The 14901-nt window shown below is 60.6% G+C and carries 25 protein-coding genes; all 25 read left to right on the top strand.

Annotated features, from left to right (window positions below; translation table 11 throughout):
* Positions 1 to 2: 2 nt before the first annotated feature.
* The 25 genes from rplB (at position 3) to rplQ (ending at position 14871) form a co-directional block, all read left to right on the top strand.
* Positions 3 to 839 carry a 50S ribosomal protein L2 gene (rplB, locus tag FHR23_RS02875; protein WP_184001407.1) on the top strand — a complete coding sequence of 279 codons (837 nt, stop codon included), beginning with the start codon at positions 3 to 5 and terminating at the stop codon, positions 837 to 839.
* A gap of 6 nt (positions 840 to 845) precedes the next feature.
* On the top strand, positions 846 to 1121 hold the full coding sequence (gene rpsS / locus FHR23_RS02870; protein ID WP_184001406.1) for a 30S ribosomal protein S19: 276 nt from the start codon (positions 846 to 848) through the stop codon (positions 1119 to 1121).
* Positions 1121 to 1498: a 50S ribosomal protein L22 gene (gene rplV, locus FHR23_RS02865; RefSeq protein WP_184001405.1), complete on the top strand. Its 378-nt coding sequence runs from the start codon at positions 1121 to 1123 to the stop codon at positions 1496 to 1498. Before rpsS ends, rplV begins: the two co-directional genes overlap by 1 nt.
* A 3-nt stretch (positions 1499 to 1501) precedes the next feature.
* On the top strand, positions 1502 to 2209 hold the full coding sequence (rpsC, locus tag FHR23_RS02860; RefSeq protein ID WP_184001404.1) for a 30S ribosomal protein S3: 708 nt from the start codon (positions 1502 to 1504) through the stop codon (positions 2207 to 2209).
* Between the two features lie 17 nt (positions 2210 to 2226).
* On the top strand, positions 2227 to 2658 hold the full coding sequence (gene rplP, locus FHR23_RS02855) for a 50S ribosomal protein L16 (RefSeq protein WP_184001403.1): 432 nt from the start codon (positions 2227 to 2229) through the stop codon (positions 2656 to 2658).
* A gap of 5 nt (positions 2659 to 2663) precedes the next feature.
* Complete coding sequence (rpmC, locus tag FHR23_RS02850) at positions 2664 to 2867, top strand: 50S ribosomal protein L29 (RefSeq protein WP_184001402.1); 204 nt, start codon at positions 2664 to 2666, stop codon at positions 2865 to 2867.
* Positions 2868 to 2880: 13 nt separating this feature from the next.
* Entirely contained in the window at positions 2881 to 3153 is a 273-nt protein-coding gene (rpsQ, locus tag FHR23_RS02845) for a 30S ribosomal protein S17 (RefSeq protein WP_184001401.1), read from the top strand.
* A 90-nt stretch (positions 3154 to 3243) separates the two neighbouring features.
* Positions 3244 to 3612 (top strand): 50S ribosomal protein L14, encoded by a 369-nt coding sequence (rplN, locus tag FHR23_RS02840; RefSeq protein ID WP_184001400.1) that lies wholly within the window; start codon positions 3244 to 3246, stop codon positions 3610 to 3612.
* On the top strand, positions 3612 to 3929 hold the full coding sequence (gene rplX / locus FHR23_RS02835; RefSeq protein ID WP_184001399.1) for a 50S ribosomal protein L24: 318 nt from the start codon (positions 3612 to 3614) through the stop codon (positions 3927 to 3929). Before rplN ends, rplX begins: the two co-directional genes overlap by 1 nt.
* Positions 3922 to 4500, top strand: coding sequence for a 50S ribosomal protein L5 (gene rplE, locus FHR23_RS02830; protein WP_184001398.1), 579 nt, complete (start codon positions 3922 to 3924; stop codon positions 4498 to 4500). The genes rplX and rplE overlap by 8 nt, the downstream gene beginning before the upstream one ends.
* A 19-nt stretch (positions 4501 to 4519) precedes the next feature.
* Entirely contained in the window at positions 4520 to 4825 is a 306-nt protein-coding gene (gene rpsN / locus FHR23_RS02825; protein WP_184001397.1) for a 30S ribosomal protein S14, read from the top strand.
* A 12-nt stretch (positions 4826 to 4837) separates the two neighbouring features.
* Positions 4838 to 5233, top strand: a complete 396-nt coding sequence (gene rpsH / locus FHR23_RS02820) for a 30S ribosomal protein S8 (RefSeq protein ID WP_184001396.1) — start codon at positions 4838 to 4840, stop codon at positions 5231 to 5233.
* Entirely contained in the window at positions 5233 to 5766 is a 534-nt protein-coding gene (gene rplF, locus FHR23_RS02815) for a 50S ribosomal protein L6 (protein WP_184001395.1), read from the top strand. The genes rpsH and rplF overlap by 1 nt, the downstream gene beginning before the upstream one ends.
* Positions 5766 to 6122: a 50S ribosomal protein L18 gene (rplR, locus tag FHR23_RS02810; protein ID WP_184001394.1), complete on the top strand. Its 357-nt coding sequence runs from the start codon at positions 5766 to 5768 to the stop codon at positions 6120 to 6122. Before rplF ends, rplR begins: the two co-directional genes overlap by 1 nt.
* 2 nt (positions 6123 to 6124) lie before the next feature.
* Positions 6125 to 6850, top strand: coding sequence for a 30S ribosomal protein S5 (gene rpsE, locus FHR23_RS02805; RefSeq protein ID WP_246359669.1), 726 nt, complete (start codon positions 6125 to 6127; stop codon positions 6848 to 6850).
* A gap of 6 nt (positions 6851 to 6856) precedes the next feature.
* Complete coding sequence (gene rpmD, locus FHR23_RS02800; protein WP_184001393.1) at positions 6857 to 7054, top strand: 50S ribosomal protein L30; 198 nt, start codon at positions 6857 to 6859, stop codon at positions 7052 to 7054.
* Between the two features lie 91 nt (positions 7055 to 7145).
* Positions 7146 to 7676 carry a 50S ribosomal protein L15 gene (gene rplO / locus FHR23_RS02795; RefSeq protein ID WP_184001392.1) on the top strand — a complete coding sequence of 177 codons (531 nt, stop codon included), beginning with the start codon at positions 7146 to 7148 and terminating at the stop codon, positions 7674 to 7676.
* A 113-nt stretch (positions 7677 to 7789) separates the two neighbouring features.
* Positions 7790 to 9154, top strand: coding sequence for a preprotein translocase subunit SecY (gene secY, locus FHR23_RS02790; RefSeq protein ID WP_184001391.1), 1365 nt, complete (start codon positions 7790 to 7792; stop codon positions 9152 to 9154).
* A 48-nt stretch (positions 9155 to 9202) separates the two neighbouring features.
* On the top strand, positions 9203 to 9859 hold the full coding sequence (locus FHR23_RS02785; protein ID WP_184001390.1) for an adenylate kinase: 657 nt from the start codon (positions 9203 to 9205) through the stop codon (positions 9857 to 9859).
* A 125-nt stretch (positions 9860 to 9984) separates the two neighbouring features.
* Entirely contained in the window at positions 9985 to 10677 is a 693-nt protein-coding gene (locus FHR23_RS02780) for a winged helix-turn-helix domain-containing protein (RefSeq protein WP_184001389.1), read from the top strand.
* Complete coding sequence (locus FHR23_RS02775) at positions 10677 to 12029, top strand: sensor histidine kinase (protein WP_246359668.1); 1353 nt, start codon at positions 10677 to 10679, stop codon at positions 12027 to 12029. The genes FHR23_RS02780 and FHR23_RS02775 overlap by 1 nt, the downstream gene beginning before the upstream one ends.
* A gap of 217 nt (positions 12030 to 12246) precedes the next feature.
* Positions 12247 to 12615, top strand: a complete 369-nt coding sequence (rpsM, locus tag FHR23_RS02770; protein WP_184001387.1) for a 30S ribosomal protein S13 — start codon at positions 12247 to 12249, stop codon at positions 12613 to 12615.
* Positions 12616 to 12707: 92 nt separating this feature from the next.
* The gene (gene rpsK, locus FHR23_RS02765) at positions 12708 to 13097 is read left to right on the top strand and encodes a 30S ribosomal protein S11 (protein WP_184001386.1); all 390 of its coding nucleotides are present in this window, start codon (positions 12708 to 12710) and stop codon (positions 13095 to 13097) included.
* A 91-nt stretch (positions 13098 to 13188) separates the two neighbouring features.
* Positions 13189 to 14247, top strand: a complete 1059-nt coding sequence (locus tag FHR23_RS02760; protein ID WP_184001385.1) for a DNA-directed RNA polymerase subunit alpha — start codon at positions 13189 to 13191, stop codon at positions 14245 to 14247.
* Between the two features lie 201 nt (positions 14248 to 14448).
* The gene (gene rplQ / locus FHR23_RS02755; RefSeq protein WP_184001384.1) at positions 14449 to 14871 is read left to right on the top strand and encodes a 50S ribosomal protein L17; all 423 of its coding nucleotides are present in this window, start codon (positions 14449 to 14451) and stop codon (positions 14869 to 14871) included.
* Positions 14872 to 14901: the final 30 nt, after the last annotated feature.

Below are 14901 nucleotides of genomic sequence, written 5' to 3'. Positions count from 1 at the left end.
CAATGGCACTCAAGAATTACAACCCGACCTCTCCGGCGCGACGTGGACTGATCCTCGTCGACCGGTCTGCGTTGCACAAGGGCGGCCCCGTCAAGGCGCTGACGGAAGGCAAGCGCAAGACCGGTGGCCGTAACAACAAGGGTCATGTGACCTCGCGCGGCATCGCCGGTGGTCACAAGCAGCGCTATCGCTATATCGACTTCAAGCGTCGCAAGTGGGACGTTGAGGGTACGGTTGAACGGATTGAATATGATCCCAACCGCACCGCGTTCATCGCGCTTATCAAGTATGACGATGGCGAGCTGGCCTATATCATCGCACCGCAGCGACTTGCTGTTGGCGACAAGGTAGTTGCGGGCAAGAAGACTGATGTGAAGCCGGGCAACGCCATGGAACTTGGTCAGATGCCGGTCGGCACCATCATCCACAATGTGGAGATGAAGCCGATGAAGGGCGGTCAGATTGCCCGGTCGGCAGGTGCCTATGTGCAGCTCGTCGGTCGCGATCGTGGTATGGTGATCGTTCGCCTGAACTCTGGTGAGCAGCGCTATATCCCCGCTAACTGCATGGGGACGGTCGGCGCGGTGTCGAACCCTGACAACGCCAACCAGAATTTCGCCAAGGCGGGGCGCACCCGTTGGAAGGGCCGTCGTCCGCTGACCCGCGGTGTCGCGAAGAACCCGGTCGATCACCCGCACGGCGGTGGTGAGGGCCGGACCTCGGGCGGTCGCCATCCGGTGACCCCGTGGGGCAAGCCGACCAAGGGCGCGCGTACGCGCAATAACAAGAAGACCGACCGGATGATTATCCGTTCGCGTCATGCGAAGAAGAAGGGCTAAGCGCACATGGCTCGTTCGGTTTGGAAAGGTCCGTTCGTCGACCTCCATCTGCTGAAAAAAGCGGAAGCCGCGCAGGAGGCCGGTGGCCGCGCGCCGATCAAGACCTGGTCGCGTCGCTCCACCATCCTGCCGCAGTTCGTAGGACTGACGTTCAGCGTCTATAACGGCCGCAAGTTCGTGCCGGTGTCGGTGAACGAAGACATGGTCGGCATGAAGCTGGGTGAATTTGCGCCGACGCGCTTCTTCCCCGGTCACGCTGCCGACAAGAAGGGTAAGCGCTGATGAGCAAGCAGGCAGCTCCGCGCCGCGTCGCCGATAATGAGGCGCTTGCGGTGGGTACCACCATTCGCGGTTCCGCGCAGAAGCTCAATCTGGTCGCCGGTCTGATCCGCGGCAAGAAGGCGGGCGATGCGATGAACATTCTCGCTTTCTCCAAGCGGGCAATGGCAGTCGAGGCGCGCAAGGTGCTCGCATCGGCGATCGCCAATGCGGAAAATAACCACAATCTCGACGTCGACGCACTGGTCGTCGCCGAGGCATCGGTCGGCAAGTCGATCACGATGAAGCGGTTCCACACCCGTGGCCGCGGCAAGTCGACGCGCATCCTGAAGCCGTTTTCGAAGCTTCGGATCGTCGTGCGCGAAGAGGAAGAGGCGTAAGTCATGGGTCAGAAGAGCAATCCGATCGGGCTGCGGCTCCAGATCAACCGCACCTGGGACAGCCGCTGGTTCGCCGAAGGTCATGACTATGGGCGTTTGCTCATGGAAGACATCAAGATCCGCAAGTATATCCTGAAGACGGTGCCGCAGGCAGCGATCTCCAAGGTAGTGATCGAGCGTCCTGCCAAGCTGTGTCGCATTTCGATCTATGCTGCGCGTCCCGGCGTCATCATCGGCAAAAAGGGTGCGGACATCGAAAAGCTGCGCCGCACGCTTTCCGACATGACGCAGAGCGATGTGAGCCTGAATATCGTCGAAATCCGCAAACCGGAAATCGACGCCAAGCTCGTTGCTCAGGGTGTTGCCGATCAGCTGGAGCGCCGCATCGCCTTCCGTCGCGCCATGAAGCGCGCGGTGCAGTCGGCGCTGCGTCTGGGTGCGGAAGGTATCCGTATCAATTGCGGCGGTCGTCTGGGCGGCGCGGAAATCGCGCGGACCGAATGGTATCGCGAAGGTCGCGTTCCGCTGCACACGCTGCGCGCGAACGTCGATTATGCCGAGGCCGAAGCGCACACCGCCTACGGCGTTTGCGGCGTGAAGGTCTGGATCTTCAAAGGCGAGATCATGGCGCATGATCCGCTGGCGCAGGACCGCTTGATGATGGAAGCGCAGACTTCGGGCGTTCGCCCGGCGCGCGACGATCGTCGCTAAGGTTGGGATAAGAGAAAATGCTGCAACCGAAACGCACCAAGTTCCGCAAGGCCTTTAAAGGCCGCATCCATGGTGAGGCCAAGGGTGGCACGTCGCTGAACTTCGGCTCTTACGGGCTGAAGGCGATGGAGCCGGAGCGGATCACCGCTCGCCAGATCGAGGCTGCTCGTCGTGCGATCACGCGTCACATTAAGCGTCAGGGACGTTTGTGGATCCGCGTGTTCCCCGATGTGCCGGTATCGAAAAAACCTGCCGAAGTTCGTCAGGGTAAGGGTAAGGGTTCGCCGGAATATTGGGCGGCCCGTGTGAAACCCGGTCGTATTCTGTTCGAGCTGGACGGCGTTGCCGGCCCGCTCGCCGCCGAAGCGTTTGAGCGTGCGGCGATGAAGCTGCCGATCAAGACCAAGGTCGTGGCGCGTCTTGGCGACACGTCGCACCTGGAGGGTTGAGGACAATGACGAAGACCGCTGATCTTCGCGTGAAGAGCGATGACGAACTGGCTACCGAGCTGGGCAACCTGAAGCGTGAGCAGTTCAATCTGCGCTTCCAGGCCGCAACCCAGCAGCTCGAAAAGTCGAGTCGGGTGCAGGAAGTCCGCCGCGACATTGCGCGTATCAAGACGCTGCAGAACGAGCGCGTGCGCTCGGCTGCGAAGTAAGGAGTTCGACAACATGCCGAAGCGCGTGCTGACGGGAGAGATCGTCTCCGACAAAACGGACAAGACCGTGGTGGTCAAGGTAGAGCGCAAGGTGAAGCACCCGCTCTACGGCAAGATCATGCGGCGTTCGAAGAAGTATCACGCCCATGACGAGGCGAATGAGTACAAAGCTGGTGAAACGGTGCGGATCGAAGAGACCAAGCCGATTTCGAAGCTGAAAACCTGGAAGGTCATTGCTCGGGTCAACACCCATGCAACGCCCGAAAAGGCTTCGGCAGAAGGCTGAAACGTGGTTTGGACGGCTGGTCCGTCCGACGATTGAGCAACGGAACTACCGGGCATGTCCCGGCAAGCCTAGTGAGAAGGAATTGGATCGATGATCCAGATGCAATCCAATCTCGACGTCGCCGATAACAGCGGCGCGAAGCGGGTGCAGTGCATCAAGGTGCTGGGCGGCTCGAAGCGCCGCTTTGCCGGCGTGGGCGACATCATCGTCGTCTCCGTCAAGGAAGCAGCACCGCGCGGCCGCGTGAAAAAGGGTGACGTCCACCGCGCGGTGATCGTGCGCACTGCCAAGGACATCCGTCGTCCCGACGGTTCGGTAATCCGCTTCGATTCGAACGCGGCCGTGCTGGTCAGCAAGAACGAGGAGCCGATCGGCACCCGTATCTTTGGCCCGGTGGTCCGCGAACTGCGTGCAAAGAAGCACATGAAGATTATCAGTCTTGCGCCGGAGGTGCTGTAATGGCTGCCGCGAAGATCAAGAAGGGCGATCAGGTCGTCATCCTGTCCGGCAAGGATAAGGGGCGCACCGGTGAGGTCGTCAAGGCGATGCCGCGTGAGGACAAGGTCGTCGTGTCGGGCATCAACGTGATGGCGCGCCATCGCAAGCCGACGCAGGAAAATCCGCAGGGCGGGATCGAGCGCCGTGAAGCGCCGCTCCACATCTCCAAGGTCGCGCATGTGACCAAGGACGGCAAGCCCACTCGCGTCCGCTTCGAAGAGCGTGACGGCAAGAAGGTCCGTGTGGCCGTGAAGTCCGGGGAGGTCATCAATGGCTGACAAATATGTGCCGCGGATGAAGAAGCTGTATGACGATGAAGTCGCCAAGGCGATGCAGTCGAAGTTCGGTTACAAGAACATCATGGAAGTTCCGCGGATCGAAAAGATCGTGCTCAACATGGGTGTCGGCGAAGCCACCCAGGACCGTAAGAAGGTCGAGCAGGCGGTTTCCGAAATGGAACTGATCGCGGGCCAGAAGCCCGTCGTCACCCGTGCCAAGAAGTCCATCGCCCAGTTCCGTCTGCGCGAAGGCATGGCGATCGGTTGCAAGGTCACGCTGCGTCGCGAACGCATGTACGAGTTTCTCGATCGTTTCGTGACGATCGCGATGCCGCGCATCCGCGACTTTCGCGGCCTGAACCCGAAGTCCTTTGACGGTCGTGGCAACTATGCCATGGGCGTGAAGGAACAGATCGTGTTCCCCGAAATCAACTATGACCGCATCGATAAGGTGCGCGGCATGGACGTGATTGTCACCACCACCGCGAAGACCGACGACGAAGCGCGCGAGCTGCTGCGTCTCTTCGGCTTCCCGTTCCCGCAGGATGCGGAAGCGAAGCAGGCGGCATAAGGAAGGAAGAACTTAAGTCATGGCGAAACTGAGTTCGATCAACAAGAACGAACGGCGCAAGAAGCTTGTTAAGAAGTATGCGCCTAAATATGCGAAACTGAAGGCCATCGCGAACGACAAGTCGCTCGATGAGACCGAGCGTCTCATCGCACGGCTCAAGATGGCGGAGATTCCGCGGAACGGTAATCCGACCCGCGTGCGTAATCGCTGCGAGCTCACAGGGCGTCCGCGCGGTTATTACCGTAAGTTCCGTCTGGCGCGCGTGATGCTGCGCGATCTTGCCAACAAGGGCATGATCCCCGGCCTCACCAAGTCGAGCTGGTAAGGATATTCAAAGATGGCATTGACCGATCCTTTGGGTGATATGCTCACCCGCATCCGCAACGGCCAGCGCGCGCGTAAGGACTCTGTCCTGACGCCGGCGTCGAAGCTGCGCACCCGCGTGCTCGACGTTCTGCAGCGTGAAGGTTTCATCCGCGGCTATTCCGAAGAGCAGATGGGGCCGGCAGCCGGCATCCGCATCGAGCTGAAATATTTTGAGGGCCAGCCTGCGATCAAGAAAATCGCGCGCGTCTCGAAGCCCGGCCGTCGCGTCTATTCGGGGTCGAAAGACCTGCCGCGCGTGCGCAACGGCCTGGGCATCACCATCGTTTCGACGCCACGCGGCGTTCTGTCCGACGCTGAGGCGCGTGACCAGAATGTCGGCGGCGAAGTGCTGGCGGAGGTGTTCTGATGAGTCGTACAGGCAAACGGCCGGTCGCGATTCCGGCGGGTGTCACCGCCAATATCGACGGCGACGAAATTTCGGTGAAGGGGCCGAAGGGTGCGCTCACCATGCCGAAGGATCCGCTGGTCTCTTATGAGATGACCGATCGCGGTATCCAGTTGCAGCCGGCGAACGACACCAAGCGCGCACGCTCCTTCTGGGGCATGCAGCGTACGCTGGTGCAGAACCTGGTGACGGGTGTGACCGAGGGCTTTTCGAAGCGGCTTGAGATCAACGGTGTTGGCTATCGTGCCAGTGCGCAGGGCAAGAAGCTTAAGCTTCAGCTCGGTTTCAGCCACGATGTCGATATCGACGTGCCGGAAGGCATCGAGATCAAGACGCCGGACCAGACAACGGTCGAAATCTCCGGCATCGACAAGCAGAAGGTTGGTCAGCTCGCGGCTGAAATCCGGCGCTGGCGTCGTCCCGAGCCCTATAAGGGCAAGGGCATCAAATATGCGGGCGAGTATATCTTCCGCAAGGAAGGGAAGAAGAAGTAATGACCAAGGGTCTTTCCCTCTTCGAGAAGCGGCGTCGCCGCAACCGCAGTGCGCTTCGCGGACGCGCCGGTGGCCGTCCCCGGCTGTCGATCCATCGTTCAGGCAAGCATATCTATGCTCAGGTGATCGACGATCAGGCGGGCAAGACCGTCGCTGCTGCGTCGACACTGGAGAAGGATGTGCGCGGCACCTCCGGCGCCACCATCGACGCTGCCAAGGATGTCGGCACGCGCGTTGCAGAGGCCGCGAAAAAGGCTGGTGTGACGCAGGTCGTGTTCGATCGCGGCGGGTTCCTGTTCCACGGTCGTGTCAAGGCGCTTGCCGATGCGGCGCGTGAAGGCGGATTGGAGTTTTAAGAATGGCTGACGAAAATACGACCGGCCAGGGCAATCAGCCCGAAGCGAAGACTGCGCCCGAAACCACGGCGCAGGATGCCACCCAGCCGCAGCAGAATCGCGGCGGCCGTGGCGGTCGCGGACGCGGCGGTGACCGTGGTGATCGGGGCGGCCGTGGCCGTGGTCGTCGCGACGACCGTCGCAACAATCAGGACGACGGCGAAGAGCTGATCGAAAAGCTGGTGCATATCAACCGCGTCTCCAAGACGGTGAAGGGTGGTAAGCGCTTCGGCTTTGCTGCACTCGTCGTGGTCGGTGACGGCAATGGCCGGGTCGGCTTTGGTCATGGTAAGGCGCGAGAAGTGCCTGAGGCCATCTCCAAGGCGACCGCCTCCGCAAAGAAGAAAATGATTCGCGTGCCGCTGCGCGAAGGCCGGACGTTGCACCATGACGGTCGCGGCACCTTTGGCGCTGGTCGCATTTATGCGCGTTCAGCACCTCCGGGAACCGGCATCATCGCTGGCGGTCCGATGCGTGCGGTGTTCGAGGCGTTGGGCGTTGCGGACGTCGTGACCAAGTCGGTAGGCACGTCGAACCCCTATAACATGATCCGTGCGACCTTTGAGGCACTGGGCGATCAGTCCAGCCCCAAGGCGGTGGCACAGCGTCGCGGCAAGAAGGTCGCCGACCTGCTGGGCCGTGGTGGATCGCAGACCGCCGAGGCCGATGCCGCGGCGATCACGGAGTAAGGCCCCATGGCTGCGAAGAAGAACGCGAAAAAGACGGTGAAGGTTACCCAGACGGGTTCGCCCATTCGCCGTGACAAGAGCCAGCGCGCGACGCTGATCGGTCTGGGCCTCAACAAGATGCACAGGACGGTCGAATTGGAAGATACGCCGGATGTACGCGGCATGATCGCCAAGGTCGCCCATATGGTGTCGGTCGAAGGCTGAACGCCTTTTCGATCGTGACAAACACGGGGTAGGGGGCTAATGGCCCCCTTCCTCTATTTCAGCGCGAACAAAGCGAAAGCGAGTGCATATTATGAAAATCAACGAACTCAAGGACAATGAAGGCGCTCGTAAGGGCCGGATGCGCATCGGGCGCGGGATCGGTTCGGGCAAAGGCAAGACCGGCGGTCGTGGTCAGAAGGGTGCGAAGGCGCGCTCGGGCGTCGCGATCAATGGCTTTGAGGGCGGTCAGATGCCGCTTCACATGCGCCTGCCGAAGCGCGGCTTCAACAACATCTTCGCCAAGGATTATGCCGAAGTGAACCTGGGCGCGGTGCAGAAGGCCGTCGATGCAAAGAAGCTCGATGCCAAGGCCACCGTGGACCATGACGCGCTGAAGGCTGCCGGTCTGGCACGTGGCGGCAAGGACGGTGTGCGTCTGCTGGGCAAGGGGGAACTGTCGGCAAAGCTGAAGTTCGTTGTCGCCGGTGCGTCCAAGTCAGCCAAGGAAGCTGTCGAAAAGGCAGGTGGTTCGGTCGAGGTGATCGAAGTCGTCGCCGCTTCGGAAAAGGCCGCTGCCAAGAAGGGCAAGGGCCAGTCCAGAGGAAAAAAGGCGGACGCTTAATCGGCACGCCGCGCAATCGGGCTTAGACAAGTCGGATTGCATGACTATATGAAGCGGCGGGGGCGGAGGAACCGATCCCGCCGCTTTGTTTATATCGGGATTCAGAAACGATTATGGCAAGTGCTGCCGACCAGATGTCCGCCGGGTTGAGCCTGGCCAATTTCAGCAAGGCGACGGAGCTGAAGAAGCGCCTGTGGTTCACCATCGGTGCGCTGATTATCTTCCGCATGCTGACCTATGTGCCGCTACCCGGAATCGACCCCACCGCACTTGGCGTGCTGGCCGAGCGCACCTCGGGCGGGGTGCTTGATTTCTTCAACAACTTCTCAGGCGGATCGCTCAAGCGGATGAGCATCACTGCGCTTGGCGTGATGCCCTACATCACCGCCTCGATCGTGGTGCAGCTCGCGACATCGCTCAGCCCGCAACTGGCGGCGATCAAGAAGGAGGGCGAATCGGGCCGGATGCGCCTGAATCAATATACGCGCTATGGCACGGTCGCGCTGACCGCGGTGCAGGGCTATGCGCTTGCCGCCGGGCTTGAATCGTTCGGCGCATCGGCAGGCGTGCATGCGGTGGTGCAGCCGGGATGGTTGTTCCGTATCGGCGCAGTCGTCAGCCTGATCGGCGGTACGATGTTCCTGATGTGGCTGGGTGAACAAATCACCAGTCGCGGTGTTGGCAACGGTATCAGCCTGATCATCATGGCGGGTATCGTCGCGCGGCTGCCTATCAGCCTTGCCCAGTTGTTCGAAGGCGGCCGTTCGGGCTCGGTCAATCCGCTGACCGTGGCGGTGCTGATCGCGGCGGTGGCAGCGATCGTACTGTTTATCTGCTTCATGGAACATGCTCAGCGGCGAATTCTGATCCAGTATCCCAAACGCCAGACGGCACGCGGTATGCAGGCGGAGCGCAGCCATCTGCCGCTGAAGATCAACACTTCGGGTGTGATTCCGCCGATCTTCGCGTCGTCGCTGCTGCTGCTGCCGCTGACCATCACGCAGTTCGCGGGCAACCACGTCGCGGGTCAGAGCTGGTGGGGCGATGCCATTATTACGCTCAACCAGTATCTGCAGCACGGGTCGCTCACCTATATGCTGCTTTATGGCGCGGGTATCGTCTTCTTTGCTTTCTTCTACACCGCTGTGGTGTTCAACCCGGAAGAGACTGCGGACAATCTGAAGCGCTATGGCGGGTTTATTCCCGGCATTCGTCCGGGTAAGAATACCGAGGTCTATCTCGATTATGTGCTGACCCGGATTACCGTGATTGGTGCTGCCTATCTGGCGCTGATCTGTCTGGTGCCCGAATATCTGGTTTCGGCGATGGGCATTCCCTTCTACCTTGGTGGGACTAGCCTTCTGATCGTGGTCAACGTAACCATGGACACGGTTGCACAGATTCAGTCGCATCTGCTTGCCCATCAATATGGTGACCTGATCAAGAAGGCCAAGCTGAAGGGCGGCCGCAGGCGCTAAGGCCGGGCTGGCAGACTCAAGACTGACGAGAAACAGGGGGGAAAGCCTGTGAACATCATTCTGCTCGGCCCGCCGGGAGCTGGCAAGGGCACTCAGGCAAGCCGCCTGGAACATGATCGCGGTATGGTCCAGCTATCGACCGGCGACATGCTGCGCGCTGCGGTGAAGGCGGAAACCCCGGTGGGGTTGAAAGCCAAGGCGGTGATGGAGGCGGGCGAACTGGTGTCCGACGATATCGTCTCTGCGATTATCGGCGAACGCCTCGATCAGCCCGATACCGAAAAGGGAGCGATCTTCGACGGCTACCCCCGGACAGCGGCACAGGCGGAGTCGCTTGACGGGCTTCTGGCCGAACGCGGACGCAAACTCGATTATGTCATCGAACTGAAGGTCGATGAGGATGCGCTGGTCGATCGCATCGTCGGTCGTTTCACCTGCGCGAACTGCGGTGAGGGCTATCACGACAAGTATAAGCTGCCGAAGGTTAAAGGCACTTGCGATGTGTGTGGCGGACATGAGTTCAAACGTCGCCCGGACGACAACGCCGAAACCGTACGTACTCGCATGGCTGAATATCGCGCCAAGACTGCGCCGATCCTGCCGATCTACGAAGCGCGTGGTCTGGTTCGTCGAGTCGACGGCATGGCTCAGATCGATACGGTGACTAAAGAAATCGAAGCGGTACTCGACGGCAAGGTCATCTGAATCGGTTCCACGAATGCCGGTGAATCGTCTGCGTCGCAAAGGCGTGGGCCATCTATGCTTTACTGCCCCTTTTCCGCGCGTGGACGGGCGGCTATAGCGGCGGAAACTGTAATGGCGTGGATACTATGTCCGGCAAGCTCCTGTTGATCGAAGACGACGATGCAACCGCGGCCTATATGGCCAAGGGGCTGAAGGAGGCGGGCTTCGTCACCGAGCATTGCGACAACGGCCGAGACGGCCTGAAACTTGCGGGCGAGGGCGTTTTCGACCTGATGATCGTCGACAGGATGCTGCCCGGCATGGACGGCCTGTCGATGATCGGGGCAGCACGGGATTCGGGCAATCGCATTCCGGCGCTTGTTCTGTCGGCGCTGGGAACCGTCGATGACCGGGTCGACGGCCTGCAGGCAGGAGCGGACGACTATCTGACCAAGCCCTTTTCCTTTACCGAATTACTGGCGCGGGTCGAGGCGCTGCTACGGCGCGCGCGGCCTGATGACGAAGCCACCGAACAGGCAAAATTGCGGGTGGGCGATCTGGAAGTCGACTTGCGTGCTCGCCGGGCAACACGGCAAGGGTGCATGATCACGCTGGGTGCACGGGAATTCAGCCTGCTTGAATATCTTGCGCGTAATGCCGAACAGGTAGTGACCCGCACGATGATGCTGGAAAAGGTCTGGAATTATCATTTCGATCCGGGGTCGAATGTCGTCGATGTGCATATCGCGCGCCTGCGCCGCAAGATCGATGACGGTTTCGAACAGCCATTGCTTCATACCGTACGCGGCGCGGGATATATGTTGTCCGTGCAGAATTGATGCGCGTTACGATTACCGCCCGGCTGGCGCTGCTGGCGGTGACGATGACATTGGCGACGAGCCTGTTGCTGATCGGGTTCATCTGGCAGCAAAGCCATGGCGACGCGATTAATGAGCTACGCCGTGATACCATCGAGCAATCCGACACGCTGACAGCGTTGTGGCGGTCGGGCGGAATGCCTGCCCTGCGTCAGACGATATCGAATTCGGTGGGCGCAGGCGACCGGGCAATGATTGCCGAAGTGGTAACTGCACAGGGTCGCCGGATCGCCGGACAGGGACCGCTTGCGCCTTCGGTGCCGCTGACACGGGATCGTTTCCGGATCGGCAAGATCGCGCAATCAGGCCAGTGGTCTGAGCGGGAAGCGGGCGTGGCCATCCAGCCGGTCGGGCAGTTCTGGCTGATCAACGGCCATATGCTCGATGATGTGCAACATGCGCAGCGGACGATCGAGCGTGCGCTGTTGCTGGCACTGGGACTGGCACTGATATTGGGATGCCTGGGCGGATGGGTGTTGACGCGCTACGTCACCCGTCGCCTGAACCGAATTGCCAATGTTGCCGAAGCGGTGACGCAGGGCGCGCTGAGTCATCGGGTCGGTGCGCCGAAACATAGTGCCGATTCATTTGACCGACTTGGTCGGCAGATGGATGGGATGCTGGACAGGGTCAACGCGCTGGTCGCGGAGCTGCGGCTGGTTACCGATAGTCTGGCGCATGATTTGCGTTCGCCGCTCGCTCGCTTACGCACCCACGCTGTAACGGCAGCCAAGGCCGACGACCCACTGGAACGCGATTCGGCGCTTACCGCATTGATCAGCGAAGCCGATATGATGACGCGGCTGTTATCGACCATGATGGAAATCACGCGCTCAGAAGCAGTTCCGGCCGACTCACTGAAGCCTGCCTCTCCATTGTCCGTGGTTCAGGAACTGGCCGATCTCTACGCGCCTGTAGTGGAGGAACATGGCCTGAACTTTGCATTTCACGGTGAAGTGCAAGCCTCCCTGAAAATACCGCTGCATCGCCAGTTGCTGTCACAGGCGCTGGCAAATCTCATCGAGAACGCCATGGTCTATGGCAAATCCGGTGACACGGTCGAACTGACCATCGTGCTGAATGGCGGGGAAGTGCGCATTGAAGTCGGCGATCATGGACCGGGTATTGCGCCCGAAGACCATGACCGAGCCCTCAGCCGGTTCGGGAGGCTGGATGGAGCGCGCACCACGCCGGGGGCGGGGCTGGGGCTGGCACTGGTGGCGGCGGTCGCGCGAATGCATGGTGGCCGATTCGAACTGAGGGATAACATGCCGGGGTTGCGGGCAACGCTCATTTTGCCCGCGGTCGGATGAAAAGCCCGTTGAGCAGTGATTTATATCGCTTGACAGTGCGGGCTTCGCTTGACAACAAAAGCGACCGCCCCTAATTGGGCGCCATTCCGAAACACCGGTGATTCCGGCGGCGCTATTTTGCGCACGCCGCTGTCATGCTTTGTTGTCGGATTGAAACGCGACGAGATGGGGCGAATGCTGCCATGCTGCGCCTCGTGGAGCTGGGAGAATATAATCCATGGCACGTATTGCGGGTGTTAACATCCCGACCAACAAGCGCGTAGTGATCGCGCTTCAGTATATTCACGGCATTGGCCAGGCCAAAGCCAAGGAAATCACGACCAAGCTGAACATCGCGCCGGAGCGCCGGGTTCAGGATCTGACCGATCAGGAAGTGCTGCAGATTCGTGAGGCGATCGATGCCGGTTACACCGTTGAGGGTGACCTGCGCCGTGAAACCGCGATGAACATCAAGCGGCTGATGGATCTGGCCTGCTATCGCGGCCTTCGCCATCGTAAGGGCCTGCCGGTTCGCGGTCAGCGTACGCATACCAATGCGCGCACCCGCAAGGGCAAGGCGAAGCCGATCGCAGGCAAGAAGAAGTAATTCGCGCGACGCGTGAATTACTCCGCCGGAGGCAGGCTTGGGGCTGATCGCCCGCCGGTTTCCGCATAGAGATTTCAGGTCAGGAACACCAAATGGCACGTGAACCACAGCGCATTCGCCGTCGCGAGCGCAAGAATATCACCGCCGGCGTCGCCCATGTGAACGCCAGCTTCAACAACACGATGATCACGATCACGGACGCGCAGGGCAATGCGATTTCTTGGTCGTCGGCCGGGATGATGGGTTTTAAGGGCAGCCGCAAGTCGACGCCTTATGCTGCTCAGGTCGCCGCTGAAGATGCGGGCCGCAAAGCAGCCGATCATGGCGTCCGCACGCTGGAGGTTGAGGTCAAGGGTCCGGGTTCGGGTCGCGAATCCGCCCTTCGCGCGCTGCAGGCGGTCGGATTCCAGATCACCTCGATCCGTGACGTGACGCCGATCCCGCACAATGGCGTGCGTCCGTCCAAGCGTCGCCGCGTCTGATTTTTCGCCGTTCGGCCGTTCCTTCAAGGGGCGGCTTTTCGGATTTTTCGGCGGGAGGTGCCCCTCTTCCCGCCCAACCTAGGGGAAGCCCGTGTCTGTCAACGCAAAGAACTGGCAGGAACTCAAGAAGCCCAACGGCCTCGACAAGAAGCCCGGTGGCGATCCCAAGCGCAAGGCAACGTTCGTCGCGGAGCCGCTGGAACGCGGCTTTGGCCTGACGCTCGGCAATGCGCTGCGTCGCGTGTTGCTGTCGTCGCTTCAGGGCGCGGCCGTAACGTCGGTCAAGATCGAAAATGTCCTGCACGAATTCTCGTCGCTTGCTGGCGTGCGTGAGGATGTCACCGATATCGTCCTGAACGTAAAGCAGATCGCACTGAAGATGGAGGGCGAAGGTGCCCGCCGGCTTCAACTCTCTGCAACCGGTCCCGGTGCGGTAAAGGCCGGTGACATCGCAGTTTCCGGCGATATCGAGGTCATGAATCCCGATCTGGTCATCTGCCACCTTGACGATGGCGCAACGCTGAACATGGAACTGACTGCCGATACCGGCAAGGGCTATGTTCCTGCGGTTGCAAACCGTCCGGCCGATGCGCCGATCGGCCTGATCCCGGTCGATGCGCTGTACTCGCCGGTGCGTCAGGTCAGCTACAAGGTCGATCCGACCCGCGTCGGGCAGGATCTGGACTATGACAAGCTGGCGCTGACCATCGAAACCGACGGAACCGTGGCACCGGAAGATGCGCTGGCCTATGCCGCGCGTATTCTTCAGGACCAGCTCACGCTGTTCGTGCACTTCGACGACTCGGCAATGCCTGCACAGGCACCGGCCGGGCAGGCACAGCAGTCGGGCGAGGGTTCGGGCGATGCCGCTCAGATCAACCGCTATCTGCTCAAGAAGGTCGACGAGCTGGAACTGTCGGTGCGTTCGGCCAACTGCCTGAAAAACGACAACATCATCTATATCGGCGATCTGGTCCAGAAGACCGAGGCCGAGATGCTGCGTACGCCGAACTTCGGCCGCAAGTCGCTCAACGAGATCAAGGAAGTCCTGTCCTCGATGGGTCTGCGCCTTGGCATGGAAATCCCCGGCTGGCCGCCCGAGAATATCGAGGAAATGGCCAAGAAGCTGGAACAGGAAATCCTCGGCTGATAACGCAGGAGCTTATTCTGTCATCCCGATAAAGATTGGGGTCGCTGGCCGTAGTAAATGCGTATGCGGTTGGCGATTCCAGCGTTGGCTGGAATGACGGTTAAGGGTTTGTTGGCGGTGGCCCGAAACACTGCCTGGTCTGGGGTACCTGGGGGGGGGAATTTCCCTCGCGCGGCCCCTTAACGAACGAAGGAATGAACTATGCGTCATCGTTATGGCGGCCGTAAGCTGCAACGTACCTCCGCCCACCGTATTGCGCTGCTGCGCAACCTGTCGGCGGCGCTCATCAAGCATGAGCAGATTACCACGACCGTCGCGAAGGCGAAGGAACTGCGCCCTTACGTCGAAAAGCTGATCACGCTGGCGAAGAAGGGTGGCCTGTCCAACCGTCGTCTCGCCCATGCTCGGCTTCTCGATGACACGCAGCTGGTGAAGCTGTTCGACGTGCTGGCGGAACGCTATGCCGATCGCAACGGCGGCTATACCCGCATCATCAAGGCCGGCATTCGCGCATCCGACGCATCGCCGATGGCGGTGATCGAATTCGTCGACCGCGATGTCGATGCCAAGGGGCAGGACTCCGGTCCGGTCCAGGGCGACGAGGACTTTGAGGACGCGGCCTGATTTCCCCCCAATTGATCAGGTTCGCGATTG

The organism is Stakelama sediminis, assembly GCF_014199335.1.
Classification (GTDB): domain Bacteria; phylum Pseudomonadota; class Alphaproteobacteria; order Sphingomonadales; family Sphingomonadaceae; genus Sphingomonas; species Sphingomonas sediminis.
The sequence above is the reverse complement of the archived record's forward strand: the minus strand, read 5'-3'. Positions and strand labels throughout refer to the sequence as shown.